This is a genomic window from Microbulbifer celer (assembly GCF_020991125.1).
Taxonomy (GTDB): Bacteria; Pseudomonadota; Gammaproteobacteria; order Pseudomonadales; family Cellvibrionaceae; genus Microbulbifer; species Microbulbifer celer.
In genome coordinates, this window is record NZ_CP087715.1 from 402898 (window position 1) to 429772 (window position 26875).

The following is a 26875-nucleotide window of genomic DNA, read 5'->3' on the forward strand; positions in this document are numbered from 1 at the left end:
CGCCGACTATCTCCCTGCAATAAAGTTCCATCGCCGGAGTCTCTCCCGGCGCTGTCGCCTGTGCGGCAGTTGGCAAATTTATAATTTCACTGGCAGCGGAAAGCGATGAAGTCTGAAGTAACAGGGCGAAAATCTTTCAGAAATGCACTGGCAACGTTGGTTTTGACCTGTGTTGGCATTTTGCTGCCTGTAGGAGGGGCCTGGGCGCAGCAGTCTTGCCCCTCTGCCGAACTCAATATTCAGATTACCGGTTATTGCGAGCTTTGCGGTGGTGGGCAGGTGAGACTCACTGTTTCCAATGGCACCAATGGCCAGCCCGGCGATTCCAACTGGCTGGAATATCGAGATGAGAACCGGGATTTTTCCAATGTTTGGGTAGCAGTTGATCTCGGGGACCTGGAGGCCGTCTACAACGCCAGCCAGTACAATTTTAATTTCGGCAACCTCGGTCGGGGTCAGACGGAAACCCAGACTTTCAGCCTGATTGCGCAAGACGGTGTGCGCGAAGATCTGGTCGATCGTTTCGACCCACAGGAAATTACCGCAACCGCCACATTTGAGTATGCAAATTGCGGTGGGGAAGAGTATCGGCGGTGTGAGAATAATGGTTGGGGTGGCTGCGGCGGTTGGAACAGCAACTGGGGCGACTGGGAATCGCTACCGGGTCAAGGGAGCCCGACGGGCGAACAAGAAATCGGCACCAGCAATCTGAGCGTTCGCGAACCGGGTGCGGTTGTTACCAAAGATGTACGTAATATTGATGCGGGTATGGTGCCCGGCCAATTTTCCGATGTAGCTGCACCCAGTGGTGACCGCGTCTACGGCCATGAAGATGACGGCATTATCTGGCGTATACGTATTGAAAATGGTGGCGACGCGCCGATGCGCGACGTGTTGTTCGATGATTCTATGAACCCTGCGGGCGCAGCCAATATGGAGATGCTCGCCCTGTGTCGCGATGAGGGGCAGGCCGAGGCGGTGGCCAATGGCGAATCGCTTGGAGATACCTGTACGGCCATCTCTGGTGATTCACTATCTGATCGTCGCATTGAGGAATTTGGTTACCCGAATACCATTGGTATAAACAGGCGCGTGGAAATGTTTATCGCCGGTCGCCTACGCAATTCCTGTACTTCTCAGGTCAATACTGCCAATGGTGTGGAGTGGGGCTGCTTCAATAATAATAGTTTGCCCGAAAACAACCATGGCGATATCGAGCAAGCAATTGCCAACGGTCTACCCGATTACTCCAACAGCCAGGCAGAGTTCCGGGTACTGTCCTCGGGCGAACTCGGCAATCCCTTGCAAAATCCGAATTCTGAAAATGACCTGAATTATCAGGTTGAGTTTTTCGGCCTGAATGGTACCAGTGAGCCCGTCGGTATGCGCGGGATGGTACGAATCACCCTGCAGAACCTCTCCGGCGGTACCGTCAACAATCTGGTACTGACCGATACGCTGCCGGACCAATACATTCTCGATCCCAACTTTGAGCCGCAGCTGGAAGTCACCTCGTTTGATGGATATAGCAATTATGCGGGACGTATTTCCGAGATCGATTGGACAAACAGCGTAACGCCAACGGCGGGTAACCAGAGCTATTTGGCGGATTCCGGTCTGAAAAAACCGGTATTTCGCCTGGTCAGCGACGGTAACGACGCAGGCCCCGAGGCAAACGAAAATCCAGATCAGGTAAACCTGATGCGTCACGGTGATACCGCGGTCATCACCTTTCGTATCGTGCAGGTCAACCAGGACCCCAGCCACCCATGGGACTTTTACGATCTGAGAGCTAACCTGGACAATCACGATGAAAGTGGTGGTAGCGATACGCGTATTGACCCGCCAGACATCGGGCCGCTGGAGAATCAGCTGCAGGTGGACTGGAGTGATTTCTGTAGCGAAAACGGCTTCGATCAAAGCGACATTGTCACTACCGAGTTTACTCCCGACCCGGAAAACCTCAACGTCGATATCCCGCACCCCTTGTATATCATTCGCGATGAGGGAACCACGCCAGTAACGGTCAACATCTGGAACAGTGGTGGCCACACGGCGAGTGATTATTCTTTCTATGTGACTTTTGGCCAAACCATCAATGTGGAGTCCATTGATGGTGGGCAGTGTACTGAGCCTGGCAATCCTCCGGAGATTGATGGGCAGCAGGCGCCGTTGTGGAATACTCCCGCGTGGAGAGGTGATTCTGATCCGAATGGCGATGGCAATCCGTTGCCGGACAATGCGGTGGTTTATGCGTGTACAGTCGGTGACTTGGCTGGTGGGGACAGTAGCACCCTGACCTTTACCGTAAGTAAAAATCACGGTAACGGCGATGACCTGACCATGCGTGCCGACGTGATCGGCCAGATTACCCTGGCGGTACCCGGCCAGGAGGCGGATTGGACCAGCAGTGGTGAAGCCCTGGTTTATCCGACGCCGGCCAATCTGACCGGCGTTGACGGCACCACGCCGTCGCAACAGCTCTCTAATAATTACACCCTGGATGCGGTGCGGGCCAAGGCGCTCGGGTTCAACCTGCTGAAGCGCTATGTGCCGGGCAGCTGCAAGGAAGCGGATACCCGCCCCAGTGGTGATGGCGATGGCCAAAGTATCCCGCCCCAGATTCTATTGGGGGAAGAGTGTGACTTCGACATTTACGCCGGCGGCTGGTTCGGGTTTGAGACCCCCGGCTGGAATATCACGGTAGCCAACATCAGTGTGGCGGACGCGTTGCCAGTACACGCCGGTGGTGATGACAGTAATACGGGCTTGCAGTACTACGTGAGCAAACGGGAACTCACCGATATCTGCCATGCAGGAGGCCTGCCGGATTCGCCGAACTCCGTATGTAGTGACGTGATCTCGCCTTCCGGTTTTATGCCGGGGAGTGAGCTGACTGATGGTGACCTAAGCTGGGCTTTCAGCGGTACCGAAATCACTATTAAAGACCGCTGGTTTCTCGCAAACCTGACTACCAGGATGCGCAATACTGACGCCGATCAGGTTGCAGGTTCCAACGTACATGGTGACCGCAGTGTCGACTATGGGCGCAGCGATTTCAGTGTGCGTTTTGAAATGGAGGATGGCACGCCAGTTGGCACGCCCGATAATGTATCCAATAGTGCCTGTTTCAAGCAGAACGACGAATGGGAAAATCCGGTATTCGGCAGTGGGCAGAGCTGTAATCCGGATTACCCGGGTTATCCACAATGGCAGGATTGGACCGCGCAAACCCAGATTACCGAACCGCGCCTGAGCGTCACCAAAGAAGTCTGTAACCTGAGCGAAGCCGCCGGCGATGTGAATGGCTGCAGTTGGGCGGAGTCCGCTGAAGGCAGCAAGTTCGATGATTTTGTTTACCGCCTGACCGTTGCCAATGAGGCGGCAGCAGAGGGCATCAATCGGGCACCTGCCTACGATGTGGTCATCACCGATGTGCAGGACGACGGCGGCCAGATGTGTGTCTGGGCCGTTGATGGTGCCTTTGGTGACGATGGTATTGATAATATTCCCGGTGATGCCAACCCCGATGCCGGGGAAATCGGCACGGCTATCGGCCTGACGAACTACACCTACGACCATCTGGACCCGGAAGCCTCACCGCACTGCCTGAACGGTGGCAGTCCGGCGCATATCACTTTTTCCTACAAAGAGTCGAGCCTGCTCAAACAGATAAATCCGGGTGCGGAAGTGGTGTTGCAATACCGGGTAACGCCGCACCGTACCGTGGCACCGGGTCAGGTGTTTGATGCGGTTGCGGATATTTACCGCTACGACAGCCTGTTTGAAGACGCCGGTAACCAGACGGTGATCCCCGTTACAAACCTGAACCACCCGCTGACGGATGGCAGCGAATTGCCGGCTACCCCGGACACTCCACGCTCCGGTGGTGCGCGTATTTACTGTATCAATGCCGACGATGAGAGTGAGTACTGCGAATCGGACAGCGCCAACGTCACCATTTACCAGGTAGAAGTTGATCCCATTGAGGCCGTTGGCCAGTCGACGCTGGGAGAATATGCTCCGAAGCAGGGAGAAATTGAAGCGGTTGTGGGCGAAGAAGTTCGTTTGCGCCTCACCGGTGAAGTGCCGGCCGCACGCCTGGGAGAGTTCACCTTCCATGCACCGTTACCGGAAGGACTACGCTGTATTGATGCGGAACAGAAAGACCTGCGTAGTATCCCGGATACTACCTGGTTTCCTGGAGATGGAAGCACTCCGCTGACCCCAACCGTTACCGGTTGTGAAAGCAGTGGTGGCGACGGCACCTTCGTGCACTGGGATTACGGCGATCAGCACTTGCTTGAGTACAACCGCAATACCTACCCAGACGGGCTGATTCCGGTTGAAGTCACTTTTGTGGTGCGGGTAGAAAACAATGTGACGGCCAGTCACGGTGCAGAGCTGGTGGTCAATGGCGCTGGCGACGCGTACATGTCCTACCTGCCGGCGGGCGCCAGCAGCGGTGAGCGCAGTGTATTTGTGCCGCCGCCCATTACCGTGCATGTCAACGGACCGCGCATCGCACTGGAAAAAACCTTTGATGACGCGATCGCCAGCGTGGATGGTGACGATGTCATTACCGTAACGGTGACGGCGACCAACACTGACAACGATGAAGGTTCCACCAGTGCCACGGCGTTTAATCTGGAAGTGCTGGACGATCTGCGGGATACCAAATACCGCTACGTTCCTGACAGCCAGCAGGGCGTGAATGGTGTGCCCGCGCCGCAGGTGCGTTTTGCCGACGATAACCCCGACGCGCCTATTTTCTATTGGGACGATCCGTCTCCGGATGCGCCTGCCGGCACTAACTGGGCGGCGCCTTACGCCATTACCCAGGGGGCTAGCGTAGCGTTCAGTTTCCAGGTGCGAGTGGTTGGCGAAAACGATGACGCTGCCGATATCGCGCCTCATGAAGAGCTGCCCAATACCATTGAGGCCACCTGGCAGTCCCTGCCCAATCGCAACCTGAATCTGAATATTGATCCCGCCTCTAAGGACGGTGCGATTGGTGAGGATGGTGCGGAAGACGGGATACGCAACGGCTGGTTTACCACGGAAACCGATCCTCAGCCGAATATCAATGACTACGAAACTACCGCCGAAGATCGTACCGAAGTCGGCGGCCTTGAGCTGGTAAAAGCGGACGTCACCGAAAACGGCACTACACCGGAGTCCCGCACCATCGGCGCCCACCGTACCTTCCGACTGGATATTTTCCTGCCAGAAGGCGTGACCGAAAATGTGGTGGTAACCGATACATTGTCCAATGGCTATGCGATCGCCAATTCAGACCACGGTTACGAAATTCGCTGTGAGTACGACGACACCATTCTGGAGATTAATGATCAGTCTCCAGATGCTTCCTGTGGTCAGTTTGCCGGCGCGCTGCCGCAAAATGGCGATACCGGCACGCTCTCTTGGAACATAGGTAAAGTCGCAACTCACACCGAAGACGACACCGGTGAGGGCGCCACCAATGCTATCGACCCGGTTATTCATATCTACTATGTCGCCCGTATCGAGAACGACGGCAGCGTTGTTGCCGGCACCGTGCTTTCCAACAGTGCGGAGCTGGATTACATGAATGCACCGACCACGCTGACTGCGGATGTCGACCCCATTGAAGTGGCGGAACCGGCTCTGACGGTAACCAAAACCGCCGGTGCAACCAGCGCGGTCAGTGGCGATACCCTCGAGTACACCATCGAGATCACCAACGACACCGGTGCGAATGTTTCCACCGCGTTCGATGTCAATATTGCCGACCTGCTACCGGAGCAGTTACGTTTGGACAACGCGACGCTTGATGGTGCCGACTATATGCCCGGTACACGTGCTGACGGCGCCTTTGTCTGGGGACGTGAAAACGGTGACGACAACAGCCTGGATATCGCCCCCGGTGAATCCATGACGCTGATCTACAACACCACGGTGCTATCGGCGTTTGGCAGTGAAATCGAAAATACCGTGCACGTGGACTGGACCTCGCTGGATCACGGTGTTCCCGGTCAGGATACCTATCCCGGCGACTATCAGCGACACGGCAAAGGCTGCCCGGTTACGGTTGCACCGAATGAGTACTGCACTTTTATTAATGAAACGGTAGCTACCGAAGACAGCACCGATTTCTCCAAAACCGCAGTGTCTGACGCCTGGGGTGATGCCGACCGCGCGCGTATCGGCGATACGGTGCAGTACACCCTGAACCTCGGTATCCAGCCGGGACTTACCCGCAACGTTGTCGTTACCGATGAACTACCGGCGGGCCTGGAGCTGGTTTCCGTAGATAGTATCGATTGCGGCACCAACGGCTTTACCTGTTCTCTGACACCGGTCGAGCCGGCCCCCGGCGCAACCGGCACACTCCAGTGGCAGCTGGGAAATATCGACGCGGAAAGCGATTCAACTCCGCCGTTTACCATTGTGTATACCGCGGTAGTGCTCGATGACGAGACCGTGTTCCCGGCCAACAGCGGCGAGATAGAACGCACAAACAGCGCCGAGTTGATTTACGATGGTGCTGCGGAATTACTCGAGGATCAGGCGAGTATCTGGGTAGTACAGCCGAACATCACCGATCTGCAGAAAACCGATACCCGCTCTGGTGTTACCAGCCCCCACACGGTGGTGGATATCACCAACGAAGTCATGAACTTCCGTCTACGGGCACAGAACCTCGGCGGCGCTCCCGCCTACGGTGTTGTGATTGCAGATATCCTGAATAGTGATCCGGCCAATCCGGAGTTCGATGAAACAACACTCAATAATATTGAGGTACAGGTCGACGGCCAGCCGGCCAACTACACCCACGTGGTGAACGGCGGCATCATCGAATTTACCCTTGCCGATGTAGTGCCTGAAAACGCCGTTATCCAGATCGATTACGAAGTCGGCTTGAATCTCGATATTCCCAGCGGCCATACCTGGTACAACCGCTTCCATATCGATAACTACGTTTCCAACGATATCGACAGTACCAGCAGTCGCCTTTATGAGGGCACTGTACCGGCCTGTGAATCCGCACTCTCAAACAACTGCTTCCAGTTGATGACTTCGGTCGCTGATCCGGAAGACCTCACCCTGCAATTGATGGAGCCGTCCGACGGCCGCGCGCCCATCGGTGCACCGGTCAGCTATCGCATTACGGTGCCGGCGAGTCCCATCGCGAGTTCTACCCTGGCGGACGTGCAGGTCGAACATACCCTCGAAGGCCGCGACACCGCGATTGCGCTGGACACCGTGACCATCGACGGTGAGCCGGTAACGGTTCCCGCGGGCGAGCAGTTCACCATCGCTGTGGGAGATATTCCGCCCAACGAAGTGCGTGAAATAGTTTTCACCGGCTGGGTCGCGAACCATGCAAACGCCCAGTCCGGGCAGACCTTTGATATCAGCGCCACTTATACCTATAGCGAAGCCGGCGTGGTGACAGAAATGGGGGGCGGTTCCGAAACCCTCACCATTGTCGAGCCCGAACTGAGGCTGACCCAGAGCGCCGTCAACCAGAGCGGGAATACCGAGCCGGTAGCCGGTGATATTTATCGCTTCAGTCTGGCGCTGGCGGAGCAGGGTGCTAATGGCTCTGCAGCATACGATCTGTCGGTACTGGAAGAGCTGAGTACCGGCTGGGTTTACGAGGCTGGCACGGCGACTTTCAATGGTACTGCCATTGCAGATCCAACAATTGTCGGTGACGGTGTTGCTACCGCCCAGAGCCTGAATTGGGATGCGGTGGCCAATACCGATATACCTGCCGGTGAAACCCGCACCCTGGAATTTGCTGTGCGCGTACTGGACAGCGTGCTCGCGGGCCAGGAGCTGACCGGCAGCACTACTGCACAGTGGACCAGCCAGGCTGGAACGGCCGAGCATGTGGAGCGGGACGGTTCCGATATGCCGGATGCGTCTGCACTAAATAATTATTTCCTCGGCCCGGAACAGTTGCCGCCACTGGCAATTAGCAATACCGCCACGCTTGAGAAAAACGTCCTCAGTGAAACCGCACCGCTGAACGATGGCGAGTTGCGTATCGGTGACCTGGTCACTTATGAACTGCGCTTGGGTGCCCAGCGCGGCACGCTTCCCAATGCGGTTGTGAGCGATACCCTGCCGGAAGGCATGGTGTTTGTGGATACCGTTTCCATCGCTGCCGATGGCATGACCTATGACCTCACCCAGGAGCCGGTTGCAGAAGCTGCCGGCGAAATTATCTGGAATCTGGGGTCACTGGTGAATACCGCGGGAGAAGAGCTGGTAATTACCTACCGCACGCGAGTGCAGAAAGATGTACTGACGTTGAATGCGGCCAGTATCGAAATGCGCAATGCGGCGAGCTTCCAGTTCGACACGGCCGCAGGCCCGAGTGAGCCACTGTTGACGGAGCAGGCCCTGAATCTGCTGCAACCGGATCTCCAGTTTGCTCTGACCGCCACGCCCGATGGTACCGCGGCATTGATGCCGGAGCAGACCATCACCTTTACCGCGACGATTACCAATAACGGTACCGCACCCGCGTATGACCCTGTGCTGCGCGATGAAATCCCTGTGGGCATGCGCAATGCTGGAGTGGAGACCATTTCGATCAATGGCGCTACTTCTGGGTTGGTACAGCCAACCTTTGATCCGGCTACCGGCGAAGCCGTATGGAATTTTGCCGATGCTATTCCCGCCGGGGATGTGTTGGAGGTGGTGTATCAGGTAACGACCGACAGCGATCTCGCCGCTGGCCTGCAGATCGGCAACAACGCGTTTATCGAATGGTATTACTCCTTCGGCGAGAGAGAGGTTCCCGAAGGCGCGGTGCTGGAAAACCGTCAGCCCTACGGCCCCAGTGATGCGGTGAGTGTGCAGTTCAGCACACCGGATGCCGAGCCGCTGCAGATTGCCGTTGAGCCTGCCACCCGCGAACTGGCTTCCATTGGCGAACCGTTTGTCTATCGCCTGACGATTCCGGCTGCGGGGGCGCTGCACGATGTGGCGGTACAGATGGACCTCGCTGATTCCGGTATTGACCCGGTGGACCTGGCATTTGTCAGCGCCGAGCAGGTCTCCGGCAACATCGCGTTCAATCCTCAGGGCTCCATCGATGGCGGACTGCTGACGATTACCGATAACGCCAGCGGTATTGATATCGAAGCCGGTAGCGAAGCGGTGATCGATGTCACCCTGCGACTGCGCGATACCGACCAGAACCAGTTCGGGAACGCCTTCAGCTCTCGCGCCAGCTACAGCTATAGCTATGCCAACGACGACCCGAATGCGGGCCGCGGCATGGGTGAAGTCAGCGAATACTCGGCACCGATCGAGATCGTGGAGCCCACTGAGCTGGTGATGACCAAAACCGGTGATGCACAGGTGCAATCCGGTCAGCCGGGTCGCTTCACCCTGGATGTCCATAACCGTGGCACCGGCCCGGCGTGGGATCTGACCGTGCGCGATTTCCTGCCCGCTACCGAGCAGGGCGGCATGTGTGAGACACCGCCGGCCAACTTTGCAGCCACAGTAGTGGATGCCGGCGGAAACGCGGTTGCCACACTGAGTGAAGGCAGTGACTTCACCAGCGTATTTGATGCGGAAAACTGCACTCTGATGTTCACTGCCAGTGGTGCCAACGCGGCACTGCCGGTGGATCATCACCTGCAATTTGCCTACGACGCATGGTTGGATGAGAACACCGTCGATGGCACTGAACTGGATAATGTCGCCGGCGCCGAGCGCTGGTACAGCTGGGACAGCACCGGCCCGGACGCGCGCGTTTATGAGCGCACCTACGCTGCGGACCCACCCAACGGCACGCCGTCGGTGGAAGATCACGAGGATGTGTTTACCGTGATCGCCGCGGTGCCGAGTGTGGTATTCGAAAAAGTGGTGGAAAACATCACTTCCGGTGACAGCCCCGCGACCATGGCGGCTCCGGGGGATGTATTGCAGTACACCCTGACCCTGCGCAACGTCAGTGATATGGAAGTGGAAGATGTTTCTATTACCGATGAACTGGACCGCCTCAATGCGCCGGCATTGTTTGCAGCGGGCACTTTGCAATTGATCTCCGCGCCGGTGGATGCAGACAGCTCCGCGACCAACGCCACTGGCGGTGGCAACGGTACCGGCCTGGTGGATGTCTCCAGCCTGACCCTGGGCGCTGCGGGCAGTGGCACCGCTGAAGTCCAGCTGGTGTATCAGGTGCAGTTGATCAATGTGATCGACAGTGCATCCGCGGTACTGAATCAGGCCCAGGTACAGCTGCCCGGTCAGCCGCTGATCGACAGTGACGACCCGAATATCAACGGCGCCGCGGACCCGCAGGTTTCCGGCGATGAAGACCCCACCCGGGTCATCATCGAATCCGCCCCGATCTTCCAGGTTGAAAAAACTTCCGAAGATCTCACCGGCGAAGCAGACAGCCTGATGCCCGGCGATACCCTGCGCTACACCCTGCGGGTGGAAAACATCGGCAACGAAAACATGTTGGAGGCCAGCCTGCGCGACCAGGTGCCGGCCAACACCGTGTACGTTGCCGGTTCCACCACGCTGAACGGTACCGCGCTGGACGATATCGACGGCAGCACGCCGCTGGCACAGACACTGGAAATCCAGTCTCCCGGTGCAGAAGCCGGTGAGCTGCTGGCGGATCCGGAAGCGGGCGGCGCTCACGCAGCGGTAGTCACCTTTGATGTGACCATCAATGAGGTTAACGACGGTACGGTGATTTCCAACCAGGGCTTCGCCAACGGCGTCGGCGCCGGTGGCGGGGCGCCACTGGATGAAAAGCCGTCGGACGATCCCACTACCGAAGTGGCCGACGATCCCACCATCGATATTGTCGGTAATGTACCGCTGTTGCGGGTGCAGAAAACCGTCGAGCTGGTTGTGGATAACATGACCGCGGGCATCGTCGATCCGGAAGACGTGCTGCGTTACACCATCACCGTCAGCAATCGGGGCGGCAAAGACGCCACCGAAGCACGCCTGGTGGACCTGGTGCCGGAGCACACCACTTATGTCGCTGGCAGCACCCTGTTGAATGGCACTGCGGTAGCCGATGACGGCACGGAATCGCCACTGGTGGCCGGCATTGCCATCAGCAGTGAAGACCTGACGCCGCCGCTGCCGGCAACAGGCGAGGGTGTGATCACCACAGCGCAGACCGCGACCATCGTGTTTGATGTGATGGTGGATGCGGAAACTGAGCGCGGCACCATCATCAGCAACCAGGGTAATGTGTACAGCCTGGAGCTGCCGCTGACCCTGACCGATGCCGACGGCAATACCGGTAACGGAGCGCAGCCGACAGAAGTAGTCGTTGGTGATGCACAGCAGCTGTCCATTACCAAAGAAGTGGCTGTGGTTGGCGGCGGTGCTGCCGAACCCGGTGAGGTGCTGGAATACCTGGTAGAGGTCACCAATATCAGTGCGGTGCCCGCGAGCCTGGTGAGCATTTACGATGACCTGCTTACCGCCGGTGAGGGTGTGCTCACTTACGTGGAAGACTCCGCGCGCCTGAACGGCCGGCCGGATGGTGTGATGGTCAACGGCTCTCTGATTACCGTCGACTACAGCACCAATTACGGGGATCTGGAACCCAGTGAATCCATCACCCTGCGCTTCCAGGCCAAGCTGGGTGAGAACCTGGAGATGGGTTACTCGGTGGTGAATACCGCCGAGGTGAAATGGAATGATCCGCCGGTGTCCAACGAGGCCTCCGTGGCCATCGATATCGGTGGTACCCCGGGCATTGCCAACCTCTCCGGTTACCTCTGGCACGATGTGAACTTCAGCGAAACCGCAGACAGTGAGGAGCGGCTGCTCACCAACTGGACCGTGGAGCTGTACTTCAACAATGCGCTGCTGGAAACCGGGCAGAGTGATGAGAACGGCTACTTCCAGTTCGACGGTCTGGTACCGAACATGGACGGTGCGAATATGGAAGGCGCCAGTTACGAGCTGCGCTACCTGGCGCCGAACGCGGTGGAATCCACCGCGTCTCTGGGTACCGCCAGTTCCGACTTCGCCAATGGTCCGCAGGAGATCCGCCAGATTTACATCGGCTCTGGTGCCAACCCGCAGAACCTGAATCTGCCGATTACCCCCAACGGAGTGATCTACGATTCCGTACAGCGTGCCCCCATCGCGGGCGCGATGGTGCGCATGCTGCAGGCCTCCAGCGGTCAGCCACTGCCGGATAGCTGCTTCGAGGATCCCGCGCAACAGAATCAGTTGACCCTGCCGGGGGGTTATTACAAGTTCGATCTGAACTTCAGCAGTGCCGCCTGTGCGACTAACGCGGATTACCTGATCGAAGTGGAAGTGCCCAGTGACGATTACGTCTCCGGTCCGTCGCAGATCATTCCGCCGCAAACGGGCGTGGAAACCGGCAGCTTCGATGTGGGCGCCTGCCTTGGCAGCGGCTCGGACGTGATTCCGGCCACGGCGAATCACTGTGAGATACAACTTTCCGAACTGGCACCGACGATTGATATGGATGCGCGTTCCAGCGAGACGGATTATTACCTCCGCCTGAACCTGGACGACAGCAACCAGCCCGGCAGCAGCCAGCTGTTCAACAACCACATTGCCCTGGACCCGCAACTGGAAGGCGCCCTGGCGCTGACCAAAACCGCGGCCATGCTCAATGTGACCCGCAGCCAGCTGGTGCCGTACACCATCACCTTTACCAACACCATGCCGGTACCGCTGACCGACCTGCAGCTGGTGGATTACTTCCCGGCCGGCTTCAAGTATGTGGCGGGTTCCGCAAACCTCGACGGTGTGCCGGTGGAGCCGGTGGTCAACGGCCTGCAACTGCAGTGGCCGCACCTGCGCGCCGAAGGGGAACAGACCCGTACCCTGAAGCTGTTGCTGGTGGTGGGCTCCGGTGTGGGTGAAGGCAAGTATGTGAACCGTGCGCGGATGTTCAACGAGCTTTCCGGTCAGCAGGCGTCTGGCGAAGCCACGGCGACGGTGCGCGTGGTGCCGGATCCGACCTTCGACTGTACCGATGTGATCGGCAAGGTGTACGACGATAAAAACCTGAACGGTTACCAGGATCAGGGTGAAGGCGGTGTGGCTGGTGCGCGTGTGGTGACGGCGAATGGCCTCAAGGCCACGTCCGATGCCCACGGTCGCTTCCACATCACCTGTGCAGCGGTGCCGAACCAGGATCGCGGTTCCAACTTTGTTCTGAAGCTGGATGATCGCAGCCTGCCCAGTGGCTATCGCCTGACCACGGAAAACCCGCGTGTCCAGCGCGCTACCCGAGGCAAGATGCTGGAGTTCAACTTCGGTACCAGCCTGCACCGCGTAGTGCGTCTGGATCTGGCGGAAGCGGTGTTCGAGCCCGGTTCCACCGAGCTGCGTCCGCAGTGGAATTCCCGCACGGAACTGTTGCTGGAAAAACTGCAGCAGGCGCCGTCCGTACTGCGTCTGTCCTACCTGGCGGAAAACGAAGATCCGTCGCTGGTAGAGGCGCGCCTTGAAACCATCAAGGCACGGATTGCACAAGACTGGGCAGCGCTCGACTGCTGTTATCCGCTCAATATCGAAACCGAAATATTCTGGCGCCGTGGTGCGCCCCCAACCCGGGGTGGATTGCTCGATGGCCTTAAACGCAGTGTGGATCGCGCATTGGGAAATGACAGCGATCAGGGAGGATTCCAGTGATGTTCCGTCCTTCTACTTCTAATAAATGGAAACGAGCCATTCAGCCAGCCTGTGCCTTTGTTGTTGCACTGTCGGCGAGTGTGTGTGTGTTTGCCCAGGATACGGGCAGTGAAAACAGCGATGTGCAGCCAGTTGAGGTAGAGTCCTGGTGGCAGAAAATCCCCGGACTCTCCCCCGAAGTCGAGACCACCGCGGATTACAGTGAAAAGCCGTTGGGCAACAATACCGAGGCTTCTTTGATCCCGGCTGCAGGACAGTTATGGGTGCAGGATGCAGAAGTCTTTGTCGTCGCTGAAGAGGCGGTTGTAGAAGATGCGGTGTTGGCTCCGCTACGGTACCGGGAAGTGGACGATGAGATCGATCCCGACCTGGTGGAAATCCTGCAGGAAAAGCTTGCCGAGCTTGAGGATTCCCACGAACTACAGCTGATTTTTACCGGCCATACCGGCAGCGATCCTCTCACCGAGGAGCAACAGTCGGCGTTTGCGGATAAAGAGACTTTTACCGAGGCGCGCGCCAAACGGGTGGCGGAATATTTCCAGACTTCTCTGGACCTGCCGGAAACGGCGGTGGTATTCAAAGGCCGGGGCGACAGCGAGCCGCTAACGGAAAACATCACTGCTCAGGGACGGGAGCAGAACCGTCGGGTACAGGTACAGCTGCGCTATTTCGAGCTGGATCAACAAGCCCGCGAAGCCCAGCGTCGCGCGGAAGCCGCGCAATTGAACCGGGTGAAGGTCTGCCGCCAGGAAACCGTATGTAAACTGCGCTATACCGCCGGTGCCGACAAGCGCGCGCGACTCAAGAATCTGGTATCTCCCCTGCGCCTGGCCCCGGGGCAGATCGATCTGCCACGAGCGTTTGTGCGCCGGATTCAGGAAGTGCGCAACACCCTGTTGGATAAGCCCAATCTGCGCATTCACTTTGTCGGTCACACCGACGGCAAACCGCTGCCGGAGGGGCCGGCGGAACTGTACAACGATAATATGATGCTCTCGCGCGCGGAAGCGCGCCGGGTGGCGCTGGCAGTGGCCGACCAGTTGAACCTGCCCGGGTACATGGTAACCAGTAGTGGCAAAGGTTCCAGCCAGCCCATCGCCGCCAATGACACCGCGAAAGGCCGCGCCCTGAACCGCCGGGTGGAAGTGGAATTCTGGTACGACGATTTATTGGAAACAGCGTCTGATGGCCTCCAGGCCTGCCCGGAATCTGCCACCGCAGAAACCATCACCATCGCGCATGAATCGCCCACCGGCACCATTCCACCGATCTCCATCAACAGTGGTGAGCCGCAGATTACCGCCGCCCAGCTGGGGCAGATGCAGCGCATGATGGACGAAGTTGCCGGCAAACAGAACGTGCGCCTGAGTTTTGTCGGTTACAGCGACAACGAACGCATGGAGCGCCGTGAGGCGATGGTCTATGGCGACGATGTGGGATTGTCATCCGCGCGCGCCGAGAAAACCATGCACGCGGTACAGCAGCACCTCGGGTTGACCGATGAGCAGGTGGAGTTTGAAGGCCGCGGTTATGTGGAATCCAAAGATGTGGTGCAGACCGGCTTTATTCACATGGATGGCGCCCGGGTAGAAGTGCAGGTGCTCTACGATGAGTTGGCAGTGCTGGCGGAAAAAGACCGTCTTGAGATTGAACGCATTCAGCAGGAGGCCGAAGCCCATAACCCTTACGCGCTGAATCTGATGCGTATTACCGTGGACGGTGCGCCGGAATACGACCCTTACAAAAACTCTGCTGACCTGCAGCGCTGTACCGACGTCGCGTTGGAAAGTGCCAATATCCAGTTCCGCTTTGATAACCAGAGCATGCAGCCGCGGCTGAATGTCAGTGCCTTTCCCAGCACCATCCGCTATGCGGACGACCCCGAAACGGAGATTGTCGACAGCCGGGTGCAGTTCAAGCGTTATACCAATTATCCGTCGTTTATTACCCGTGCCGAAGTACGTATTTTTGAAGAGGATCAGTCCCTGCGCGATGCACCGCTGGCTGTGGTCACTCTGGATCAGAACGGGGAGGGCAGCTGGGATGCGGATTTCGAAGCTTATCAGGCGCCCCTGAAAAAATTGCAGTACGTGTTGCGGGTCTACGACTGGAAACAGCGTTTTGATGAAACCCGGCCGCAGACCCTGTGGCTTGTGGATAACTTCGAACCGCAATTGCAGGAGGCCACAACGGAAGAAGAGCTGTTGGTGGGGTACGGGGAAAACCGTCTCGCCGAGCAGCATATTCCAGTTAACGGCAACGCAGTGCTGGTTAACGGTGCGGATATCCCGGCCAATCACAGTGTGTGGCTGGCGGGCCGTGAGGTACCGGTAAGCAACAGCGGCGAGTTTGTTGCCGAGGAAATTTTTGCCAAGGGGCTGCATACCGTAGAAGTGGCCGTACTGGACGATGCGGGTAATGGTGAGCTGTTCCTGCGGGATCTGGAATTTACCCGCGATGACTGGTTTACCGTGGGCATTGCCGACCTCACCGTCGCGCGGGACGATACCAATGGTCCCGCGGCGCTGGTGACCGGTGACGAAACCCACTACGAAAATTCCGCCAGCTATGACGGCCGCCTGGCGTTCTACACCAGCGGCAGTTTCGGCGATGGCTGGCGCCTGTCTGCCAGTGCGGATACGGAAGAAGGCCCGGTAGAGGATCTGTTCACCAACTTTATGGAGAAAAATCCGGACGCGCTGTTCCGTCGTCTCGATAGCGATCTTTACTATCCCACGTTTGGTGATGACTCCACCGTGGTGGAAGATGCGCCCACCTCCGGCAAGTTCTACATCAAGCTGGAAAACTACGACGACTACGGCCTGTGGGGTAACTTCAACGCGTCCTATACCGATAACGAGCTGGCGCATATCGACCGCGCGCTGTACGGGGCGAACTTCCATTTCGAAACCGACGACGTCACCGACTTTGGTGACAAGCGCTTCCAGATTGATGCCTTCAGTGCGGAACCGGGCACCATTGCCGGCCGCGATGAATTCCGGGGCACCGGCGGTTCGCTCTACTACATGCGTCACCAGGATATTCTTACCGGATCCGAACGTCTGCGTATTGAAGTGCGGGATAAAAACTCCGGCCTGGTACTGGGAGTGAAAAACCTTACTCCGGTGATCGATTACGATGTGGACTATATTCAGGGGCGGGTACTGTTGAACCGTCCGCTGTCGGCCATTGCCAACGACAATCTGATTGTCCAGGACGGCTCCTACAATGGTAATCCCCAATATCTGGTGGCACGCTATGAATACACTCCGGGCTTTGATGATCTGGATACCCTCGCCGTGGGTGGCCGCGCTCACTACTGGGCCGGTGATCACGTCAAGATTGGAGTGAGTGCCAGCCAGCAGGACGAGGAAGACAACGAGTCCTCTCTCAATGGTGTCGACCTGACCCTGCGCAAGAGCGCGGGTACCTGGATGAAAGTGGAAGTGGCTGAGAGCGAGGGCAACACCCTGGACAGCCTGTCGTCCCTCGATGGTGGTTACAGCTTCAATCAGCCCGGTTTGGACCAGGGCGAGCCGTTTGATCCCGACGCCAGAGCCGGCGCCAGCAAGTTTGAGGCCGCACTGCAGGTTGGAGATTTTTTTGAAGGCGCGCGCGGCTCTGCATCTGTCTATGCACAACAGCGGGATGCGGGCTTCTCTGGCCCCGGACAGCTGGCTACCCGAGAGACAGAACAGTACGGTGCCATGATCAATATGCCCGTCGGCGAGCGTTTTGATGTGGGCCTGAAAGCGGACACCAAAGAACAGCAGCAGGGGCTGCAGACTTCTGCTACCGATGTGGAACTCGGATACCGGCTCAGCGAGCGCTGGCGGATTGCCGCCGCGGCCCGCTCCGACTCCCGTGAAGACTTATCGTCCGTGGTTCCTGTTACGCAACGCCAGGGCGACCGCACCGACGTGGCCATGCAGGCCAGTTACGATTCCGGCGCAGACTGGAATGCCTTCGGCTTTGTGCAGCGCACGGCAGAAATCTCCGGTAACCGGGATGAAAACAATCGTGTCGGTTTTGGCGGCGCCTATCGTGTCAGTGAGCGGTTGACCCTGGATAGTGAACTCTCCGGTGGTGATACCGGGACGGCCGCACGTGTGGGTACCGATTTTCTGGTCACCGATCGCACCAATCTCTACCTGAATTACACCCTGGATAACGAGCGCACCGATACCGGCGTGCGCGCGCGCAAGGGGAATCTGAACAGCGGTTTCCGCAGCCGTTTCAGCGATACTACGAGTATCTATGGTGAAGAGCGCTACACCCACGGCGATGTCTCCACCGGCCTGACCCACGCACTGGGCGTGGATCTGGCTCCCAGCGATGTGTGGAATTACGGCACCAGCCTGGAAGCGGGTACCCTGGAAGATCCCCGCACCGGCGCGGAGACCGAGCGCCGTGCGTTGGGCGCCAGCATGGGGTTCAACGACGGCGATCTGCGCCTGTCCAGTGCGGTGGAGTATCGCATCGACAATATGCAGACGTTGACTGACCCTGAAACCGTGGTGGAAAACGAGCGCAAGACCTGGCTGATGAAAAATACCCTGGGTTTCCAGATCAGTCCGGACTGGCGTCTTGTGGGTAAACTGAATTATTCCGACAGCCAGAGTTCACAGGGTGAGTTCTACGATGGCAAGTTCACCGAAGGCGTGATGGGCTACGCCTACCGCCCTGTGGATAACGATCGCTGGAACACGCTGCTGAAGTACACCTACTTCTACAATGTGCCCACCACCGACCAAGTGCTGGTTACTTCCAACAGTACCAGCAGCGCCTCGGAGTTTGTTCAGAAGAGTCATATCTTCTCTGTGGACACCAACTACGACATCAGCCAGCGTTGGACCATTGGTGCCAAGTACGCCTACCGCCTCGGTCAGTTGAGCATGGATCGGGAAGATCCAGAGTTTTTCGACAGTACCGCGAGCCTGTATGTACTGCGCGCCGACTGGCACTTCGTCAACAAATGGGATCTGTTGATCGAAGGCCGCATGCTCGACCTGCCGGATGCCGGCGATAGCAGAAGTGGTGTGCTGTTGGCGTTGTACCGTCAGATGGGACGCAATTTTAAAGCCGGTGTGGGTTACAACTTTACCGACTTCTCAGATGACCTGACGGATCTGGATTACGACAGTCAGGGCATATTCCTGAATATGGTAGGCAAGTTCTAACGGACGTTCCCGAGTTGAGGTTCCGGGGGGGAGGTTTCCGAGGGGCGATGTGCCGCCCCGGGGGCCTGACTCCAGACTACTCCCAGCCCGCCAATACAATCTTGCCCACGGTGCTGCCGGTCTCCAACTGTCTGTGTGCCAGTCGCAGATTGGCGGCATTGATGGGCTCGATGCTGTCTCCTACGGTGGTGATCAGTTGATCATTGTCGATGAGTTCCGCGATCCGATCCAGAATCCACCCCTGACGATCCATATCTTCCGTTTCAAATTTGCTGCGGGTAAACATGAATTCCCACACAAAAGTAGCGCTTTTGGGTTTCAGAAGGTTGAGGGGCAGGGGCTCGCGATTATCCACAACGCAGCAGATTTTCCCCTGTGGCTTGATGGCATTGACCATGGCCATAAAGTGCTGGTCAGTATCCGCCAGACACAGGACGTAATCCACGGCATCGATGCCGATGTCGTGCAAGCCTTGGTCCACCGGATTTCGGTGGTTGACCACATGCGTCGCTCCCAGCTGTTTGATCCACATACTCGATTTGGTGCGCGAAGCGGTGGCAGTCACCTTCAACCCGGCCAAGGTGGTGGCCAGTTGAATCGCAACGGAGCCAACGCCGCCGGCGCCACCAATGATCAGGATGGATTTGCCCGCATCATCGCCGCTGCGGGAAATACCCAGGCGATCAAATAGCGCCTCCCAGGCCGTAAGGCTGGTCAGCGGCATCGCGGCGGCCGCAGTAAAGTCCTGAGTGCGGGGCATCTTGCCGACCAGACGCTCGTCTACCAGCTGAAACTCGCTGTAGCAACCGGGCCGCCGTACATCCCCGGCGTAGTACACCCGCTCTCCCACCTGGAATTGGCTGACCGCATCCCCGACCGCAACCACTTCTCCCGCGGCATCCCAGCCGAGGATCCTTGGTGTGGTTTCGACGATCGGCTCCGATTTCGGTGCGCGTAGTTTGGTATCGACCGGGTTGACGGCAATCGCCTTGACCGCGACCAGCAAATCTCGTGGCCCGGGCTCTGGGCGGTCAATCTGGACGTCAACGAGGGACTCTTCGTTGTCGATAGGCAGGTATTGATACAAGCCGACAGCTTTCATGTGGAAACTCCCTTTTCTGTTCTCTTCACCGGCGCCTTTTAGATCCGTGCCTTGTGAGCTTTGGCGTCCTGATGATGCTTATTCGCTTTTACAAATCTCGATTTGGGACTTTCAATAGCCGCATCAGTTCAAGTGCGCTAGTTAACAATCAATAGTAGGAGAGCATAGAAGATAGGACTGTGATCTTCGTCTGAAGATGCGGTGATTGACGCTTTGGGGTGCTTGTTTAATTTACCGCGTTACCGAGCCAGCGACGAACCTGGATTCGGTGGCTCTGCACTTTTCCCCTGGTGCTTGTTGGGGTGCTTGGTAGGGCGCTTGGCGGCAATCTTGCTGGCGTTGCGTTTTAGTACACGCTTCTTCCACCATAGATAGATCCCCGTGCCGAACAGCAGGGTGGGCACTAGCCCGGAGATCAGAACCAGCCAGCGGCCCCAGATCCCCAGTGCATCGCCATTGTGTAGGGGAAACTGCCAGCGCAGGATCTTGTTGCCCAGTGGAATCTCGGTCACGTTCCGCGTCATCAGCAACTCGCCGCTGTACTGATCAACGCGGGCGATACTGGCACCATAATTGGTCCACGCTTCCCCTCGGGCGCGAAACGTCAGGCCGTAGCTATCTCCCGCATCCCGCGGTAGATAGAGGCGCTTCAGTTCCCCGCCGGGAAAAGCCCGCTGGCCGATGGCGACGGCTTCATCCGGCGAGATGGGGTTGCCGCTGTCAGTGCGGGAGCGGGGCAGAGCCGGGCGTGGCTCGACCTCGAACAGACTGTCGACCACCGCCTCGACCTGGGTCGGAAACACCAGGGTGACACCGGAAAAGCTTACCATCAGCAACACCGGCAGGAAGTAAATACCAAAGACCTTGTGCACATCGAAATAGAAGCGGAAGCGGTTGCCGTTGCGGTCAATGCGAAACGCACGACGCCACTGGCGTTTGCCCCGCCGGGTCCGCTTTGGCCACCACAGCACTGCGCCGGTGATACAGAACACCATCAACAGCAGTCCCGTCAGGCCGACGACGGTTTTGCCGTTCTTGCCGGCCAAGAGGGTGTAGTGCAGGCGGTAAAGCCAGGTCATGGTGTACTCGGGGGTGCCCCAGCCGCGCACCGAAAGTACTTCCGCATCGGTGGGTGAAACATTGACCTCAATCGGCCCGGGCGCGCCTTCCGGAGTAGGGAAGCGCACCACGTGCGGACTGCCAGCTTGGCGCTGGGTCATCAGTCGCGTGGGGGCGGGATTGCCCGGCATCGCCGCGCGTGCCGCGTCCAGGACTTCTGCGTAGGTTGCAGGGCGCGCTGAAGGACGGAAAGCGACAGTGTGGGGCTCCAGGGTTTCATCCAGCACATGATCGAACACCAGCAGGCTGCCGGTGAGACCGATCAACGACAACAGTAGCCCCAGAGTGAGGCCGGCGTATTTGTGCAGAATGAAAAACGTTTTACGCATGGTGATTCAGTGATGTCGTCATTCCGGCGCAGGCCGGAATCCAGTGCTGTTGTTCTTACCGGGGGCAGATCATACAGACCGGACTCCCGCTTGCGCGGCTATGGCGAAAAATCAGAAAACCCGGGAGTAAGACAGGTTCATGTTTCGGCCCAGTCCCTTGAAGTTGCGGATATCGTTGCCGGCGGTCTGGGAATAGTACGTGAAATAGTCTTCATTCGTGAGGTTCTGGATACCCAGCGTGAACTCTCCACCCAGTGCTTCCAGCTGTGCGCTGGCATCGATGATGGTGTAGCCTTTGAATTTGGTGGTGACTTCACCGGCACTGTTTTCGAAGTTGCGGTCCAGCAGCCAGTTGGCCTGCAGTCGGGTGCTGAACGCGTCGCTCCAGTTGCGTGCCCAGCTCAGGTTGAAGCGGTTGGGCGCAATGTTACGGCCGCCGAGATCGGTATCTACCTTGCCGTCCTGATCGGAGTCGTAGCGGCCATCGGTATAGGCGTAACGCGCTTCGATGGTATCCGTCGCAGAGGCGAACCATTGGCCGCGCAGTTCCAGGCCGTCAATTTCCGTCTGTTCCCGTTTTACACTGTAAATACCATCATCGCCCAGGGCGAGTCGCTGGCCAAAATCGGAGTCCGAGGTGTAGTAGGCCAGTTGCGCGGCAAACTGTTCACCACTGAAGTCCACACCCATTTCCTGGTTCTGGGTGAGGATGGGCTGCATATCGAGAAAGCTCTCAACATCTTGTCCTGGGGTATTGATACCGCGCAGAACACGGCCCACATCCGGCATGGAAAAACCTTCCGAGTAATTGGCGTACACCCGCCACCCATCGTTGATCGCGTAGGTGGCACCGATGTTGCCGAGGGTCTCGCTGAACTCCGGGTTACCGCCTTCTACTGACTGGCCGCCGTTATAGGAGTGGAGGGTGGTGAAATCGTCCACTTTGAGCTCGGAGATCTCATGGCGCACGCCGGCGGTGATGGTCATGCTATCGATGCCGCTGAATTCCGCCTGCACGTAAGGGGCGATGTTTTCATATTGGGTGGGCGGAACCCAGGCGCGATTGGTAAGGATCAGTTGCTGCCAGGTCTCGTCCTGCAGGAAGTCCACACCGTAGGCCAGACTCACCGGCGCGCCGGCGATGTCATCTTTGATCAGGGTCAGTTTGAGGCCGCGTTTCTCGGAATTGTTCTGGGATTGATCGAATAAATCCGGACCGTAGGCATCCTCATCCTGGAAAGTGCCGCTGTTGGTGGCGCCGTAGGTGCCGGCAAAATCCTGGGAAAATATTTGCGCGCGCAGCTTTTGCCCGAGGAATGCCTCGTTGGTGTACTGCAGGTTGATGGTGGTGACTTCATTGGATGGGGATTTGCCCGGTACTTCCGCTTCGATGGCACCGGTGGCGATGCCTTCCGAAATATCGCCGTCCACACTCAACCAGTTGTTGTTGCCTTCTACCAGATAGTGGTTGATCGTCAGTTGGACCCGCTGCTCTCCCCAGCTATAGCCAGTCTTGATAAACGCGTTGGTGGTATTGCTGTCCATGGTGTCGCCCTGGGTATTGTCGAAACCGACAATGTCACCGTTGGCGTCATAGCGGATGCCGGTATCGCGGTAGGTCACGCTGGCGAGCACATCGATGTCCTCGACCTTGCCGGATACGCTGTAACTGCCGTTGTAACCCAGTGAGTCACTCAGTGATTCGGTCTGCAGGGCCGATTCGACCCGCACACGCTGCTGGAGCTCGTCACTGGGGGTGCGGGTAATCAGGTTGATGATGCCACCGGAAGCGCCCATACCGTGAATGGCATTGGCACCGTGGATCACTTCCACACGCTCCAGCATCAGCGGGTCAATGGTGTGACCATCGCGGCCGCCGTTGCGCAATGGATTGGACTGAGGCACACCGTCGATCAGGTACAGCGGCTTGCGCCCGCGCAGGCTCTCGCCGGAGCTGGTCATTTTCTGACGGCTGGGGGAAAAACCGGGGATCAGGTTGCCGAGAATGGTGGACAGGTCACTGGTGGCGGCCAACTGCTCGTTCAGGGCCTGTTTGTCGATCAGGGTGACAGTGTTGGGAATCGAGCTCAGCGGCTTTTCGGTACGGCTGGCGGTAACGACGACTTCCTCATCAATACGCTGGTTAGTATCTGCAGCGGCAATCGTGTTGGTGCCGGCGGTGGCAACGGCCAGTGCGAGAGAGGTCTTGAAGCGACGCATGGATGCTCCTTGCAATGGTAATAGTGATGAAGGCAGTGGATTTTTATGGGGAAACCCGGTGGGCGGGTTTAGGCATTGGCGTCATCGGTGATTGGTGTTATCGATGAGATGCGTGGCCCGCCAGATTGTCGCGGATCTTATTGCAAGTGAGAATGTTTATCAATATCGGGTGTTGGTGGGCATTGCTCTGACGGTGACTGGCTGTACGCGCCGTGCGTATGCCGGGCGTCAGTAGCCGGTTAGATTTTGCCTGGCGAGGCCACCTTAAGGAAGAGAGAAGCGCGTTGCAGGGAAGGCGTTCGAGCCCGGCTCGATGGATGTCTTGCCATTGAGTGAATAAATGCCAAAAGTAACTTGACTCACCTGGGTGTCACCCATAGAATGCGCAGCCTCTGAGCGGTTGGGGCAACCCACCGCAGAAAGCCGAACATTTACCAGGGCGGCTTTCAAGGGTTTGTTGGTGCGGGGTGGAGCAGCCTGGTAGCTCGTCGGGCTCATAACCCGAAGGTCGTAGGTTCGAATCCTGCCCCCGCTACCAAATTTGATGTTGGAAATTTTGGCGGCTTAGTCGTCGATATATCAGGCTTCAATGTCTGTCGCTGATATCAGATACTGCTTATACTTCATGAGGTTTAAGTCGGTCGCCAATCCCCAGAGTTGTTGCGGGGTGGAGCAGCCTGGTAGCTCGTCGGGCTCATAACCCGAAGGTCGTAGGTTCAAATCCTGCCCCCGCTACCAAATTCGGTGCCAGTGGTACTTGGCGAGACGCCCGACGGGCTCTCTTTTACCTCTGGCCGGCATGGCCGGGCGAAGGTCTAGGGTTTAAATCCTGCCTCCGCTACCAAATTTTGCAAAAGTGCTTGAGGGCGCTTTTGCGTAGTAAAAGCCCCTGTTAGGGGCTTTTTCGTATCTGCGGCAAACAGCCTGGGCTGGTTTGCCATCCGAATGGGCCGGGAGTCGGCGCCGCGGTTTCTCATTCGGACCGTGGGGTCAGCTCCGCTGCCCATTTTTTGTTTTTGTAATCTGCTGGGCAGATGCAACGATCCGACCTCCAGGTCGGGCCAAAGTGGTGATATGGCAAGCAAACGCGAACAGTTGGAAGAGTTGTTGGCTCCGGTGGTGGAATCACTGGATTGTGAGCTATGGGGGATCGAGTATCAGACCCACGGCCGCAACGCTCTACTGCGTATCTATATTGATGCGGAGCGTGGTATCAGTGTCGATGACTGTGAAAAGGTGAGTCGTCAGTCCAGCGCGGTGCTGGATGTGGAAGACCCTATCAGCAGCAGGTACACCCTGGAAGTTTCTTCCCCGGGGATGGATCGTCCGCTGTATAAGCTGGACCATTATCAGCGTTTTGTCGGTGCCCAGGTGGAGTTGCGTCTGCGAATGCCTCTGGACGGACAGCGCAAGTGGCGCGGTTTGCTCGCCGGCGTTGAAGGCGATGAGATCGTTCTGCGGATCGACAGCGAAAACGAATATCTTTTGCCAATCGACAGTATCGAGAAGGCCAATATCATTCCCCAGTTCGACAAGAAGTAAGTTCGGCCGGGAGCCCGGAAAGAATTGCCGGGTCGTCATAGTGAATTCACAGGGCAATGCTAGAGATGCAAGAGGTTATTGCAGGCCTTTTGAGCATTGCAGTCCAAGCACGTAGCGTTTTTGAAGAGGCAGCTGCATGAACAAAGAGATCTTGCTGGTAGCCGAGGCAGTGTCCAACGAGAAGGGCGTTGACCGGGATATCATCTTCCAGGCAATCGAGGCGGCCCTGGCAACGGCCACCAAGAAGCGCTACGACGAAGATTCCAGCATCGAAGTGATCATTGATCGTCGCTCCGGTGACTACGAGACTTACCGTAGTTGGGAAGTGGTGGATGACGATACCCTCGCAGAGCTTGGCACCCAGTTCACTCTGGAGGAGGCGCACGAAGTGAATCCGGAACTGAAAGCCGGAGATGTGCACCGCGAGCTGGTTGAGAACGTAGAGTTTGGCCGTATCGCCGCGCAGACTGCCAAGCAGGTGATTGTGCAGAAAGTACGCGAAGCCGAGCGCGCCAAGATCGTTGATGAATATCGCGATCGCGTCGGTGACCTGGTGAGCGGCACCGTGAAAAAAGTGACTCGCGACTTTATTGCCGTAGACCTGGGCAACAATGCAGAAGCGCGTCTGCCGCGCGATCAACTGGTTGGCCGTGAAATCTTCCGTCTCGGCGATCGCGTGCGTGCGATCCTGCTGGAAATTGAGCCGGAAGCCCGCGGGCCACAATTGAAATTGAGCCGTTCCTGCCCTGAAATGCTGATCGAGCTGTTCCGCATTGAAGTGCCGGAGATTTCCGAGCAGGTGATCGAGATCCGCGGTGCAGCTCGCGATCCTGGCCTGCGTGCAAAAATTGCCGTCAATACCAATGACGGTCGTATCGACCCGGTAGGGGCGTGTGTTGGCATGCGCGGTGCGCGGGTTCAGGCGGTCTCCAACGAGCTGTCCGGTGAGCGTGTCGACATTGTGCTGTGGGACGACAACCCGGCCCAGTTCGTGATCAACGCGATGGCCCCGGCAGAAATCGAGTCCATCGTAGTGGACGAAGATGCTGGGTCCATGGACGTTGCCGTCGCGGAAGAAAACCTGGCCATGGCCATTGGCCGCAGTGGCCAGAACGTGCGCCTCGCCTCTGAGCTGACCCAGTGGCAGATCAATGTCATGAGCATTGACGAGTGGCAGGCCAAGCAGGAAGCGGAATCCGGCAGCATCATGGAAACCTTTATGGCGCGCCTGGATATCGATGAAGATGTCGCCAGTGTCCTGGTCGAAGAAGGTTTCACCACCTTGGAAGAGGTGGCCTACGTGCCGATGGAAGAAATGCTCGGTATCGAAGGGTTTGATGAAGACATTGCCGAGGAATTGCGTGCGCGTGCCAAAGACGCGCTGCTCACACAGGCGCTGGCTTCTGAAGAGGAGCTGGACGCCTCCGAGCCTCAGGAAGATTTGTTGAACATGGAAGGTATGGATCGTCAGCTGGCGTTTAAGCTGGCGAGCCGTGGTGTGGCCACCATGGAAGACCTGGCCGAGCAGGCCGTCGATGACCTGCTGGATATTGAAGGCGTGGACCAGGAACGCGCCGCCGCCCTGATCATGAAAGCCCGCGAGCCCTGGTTCGCTGAAGACAGTGATCAAGAGGCTTAATGCCCGAGTGCCGGGGCTGGCCCCGGCAACACACACGTTGATGTTCCGTGTGTTCCGAATTGCCTGCTCAGCAGGTCAA

General features: G+C 57.7%; 7 protein-coding genes and 2 tRNA genes. 6 read left to right on the forward strand and 3 right to left on the reverse strand.

The window, feature by feature from the left end; translation table 11 throughout:
* Positions 1-279: 279 nt before the first annotated feature.
* Positions 280-13665, forward strand: a complete 13386-nt coding sequence (locus LPW13_RS01555; protein ID WP_230437699.1) for a DUF11 domain-containing protein — start codon at positions 280-282, stop codon at positions 13663-13665.
* 86 nt (positions 13666-13751) lie between these two features.
* Entirely contained in the window at positions 13752-18845 is a 5094-nt protein-coding gene (locus LPW13_RS01560) for an OmpA family protein (protein ID WP_230437700.1), read from the forward strand.
* 76 nt (positions 18846-18921) lie between these two features.
* Here the strand turns inward: LPW13_RS01560 and LPW13_RS01565 are convergent, their stop codons facing one another.
* From LPW13_RS01565 to LPW13_RS01575, 3 genes are all read right to left on the reverse strand, one after another.
* Entirely contained in the window at positions 18922-19947 is a 1026-nt protein-coding gene (locus LPW13_RS01565) for a zinc-binding alcohol dehydrogenase family protein (RefSeq protein ID WP_230437701.1), read from the reverse strand.
* 239 nt (positions 19948-20186) lie between these two features.
* Positions 20187-21395 (reverse strand): PepSY-associated TM helix domain-containing protein, encoded by a 1209-nt coding sequence (locus LPW13_RS01570; RefSeq protein WP_230437702.1) that lies wholly within the window; start codon positions 21393-21395, stop codon positions 20187-20189.
* Positions 21396-21506: 111 nt separating this feature from the next.
* Complete coding sequence (locus LPW13_RS01575; protein WP_230437703.1) at positions 21507-23615, reverse strand: TonB-dependent receptor; 2109 nt, start codon at positions 23613-23615, stop codon at positions 21507-21509.
* A 461-nt stretch (positions 23616-24076) separates the two neighbouring features.
* Here LPW13_RS01575 and LPW13_RS01580 point away from each other — a divergent pair.
* From LPW13_RS01580 to nusA, 4 genes are all read left to right on the forward strand, one after another.
* A tRNA-Met gene (locus tag LPW13_RS01580) sits at positions 24077-24153 on the forward strand.
* Positions 24154-24276: 123 nt separating this feature from the next.
* Positions 24277-24353: transfer RNA gene (locus LPW13_RS01585), tRNA-Met, on the forward strand.
* Positions 24354-24689: 336 nt separating this feature from the next.
* Positions 24690-25157 carry a ribosome maturation factor RimP gene (gene rimP / locus LPW13_RS01590; RefSeq protein WP_230437704.1) on the forward strand — a complete coding sequence of 156 codons (468 nt, stop codon included), beginning with the start codon at positions 24690-24692 and terminating at the stop codon, positions 25155-25157.
* 136 nt (positions 25158-25293) lie between these two features.
* Positions 25294-26796 (forward strand): transcription termination factor NusA, encoded by a 1503-nt coding sequence (gene nusA, locus LPW13_RS01595; RefSeq protein ID WP_230437705.1) that lies wholly within the window; start codon positions 25294-25296, stop codon positions 26794-26796.
* Positions 26797-26875 lie beyond the last annotated feature (79 nt).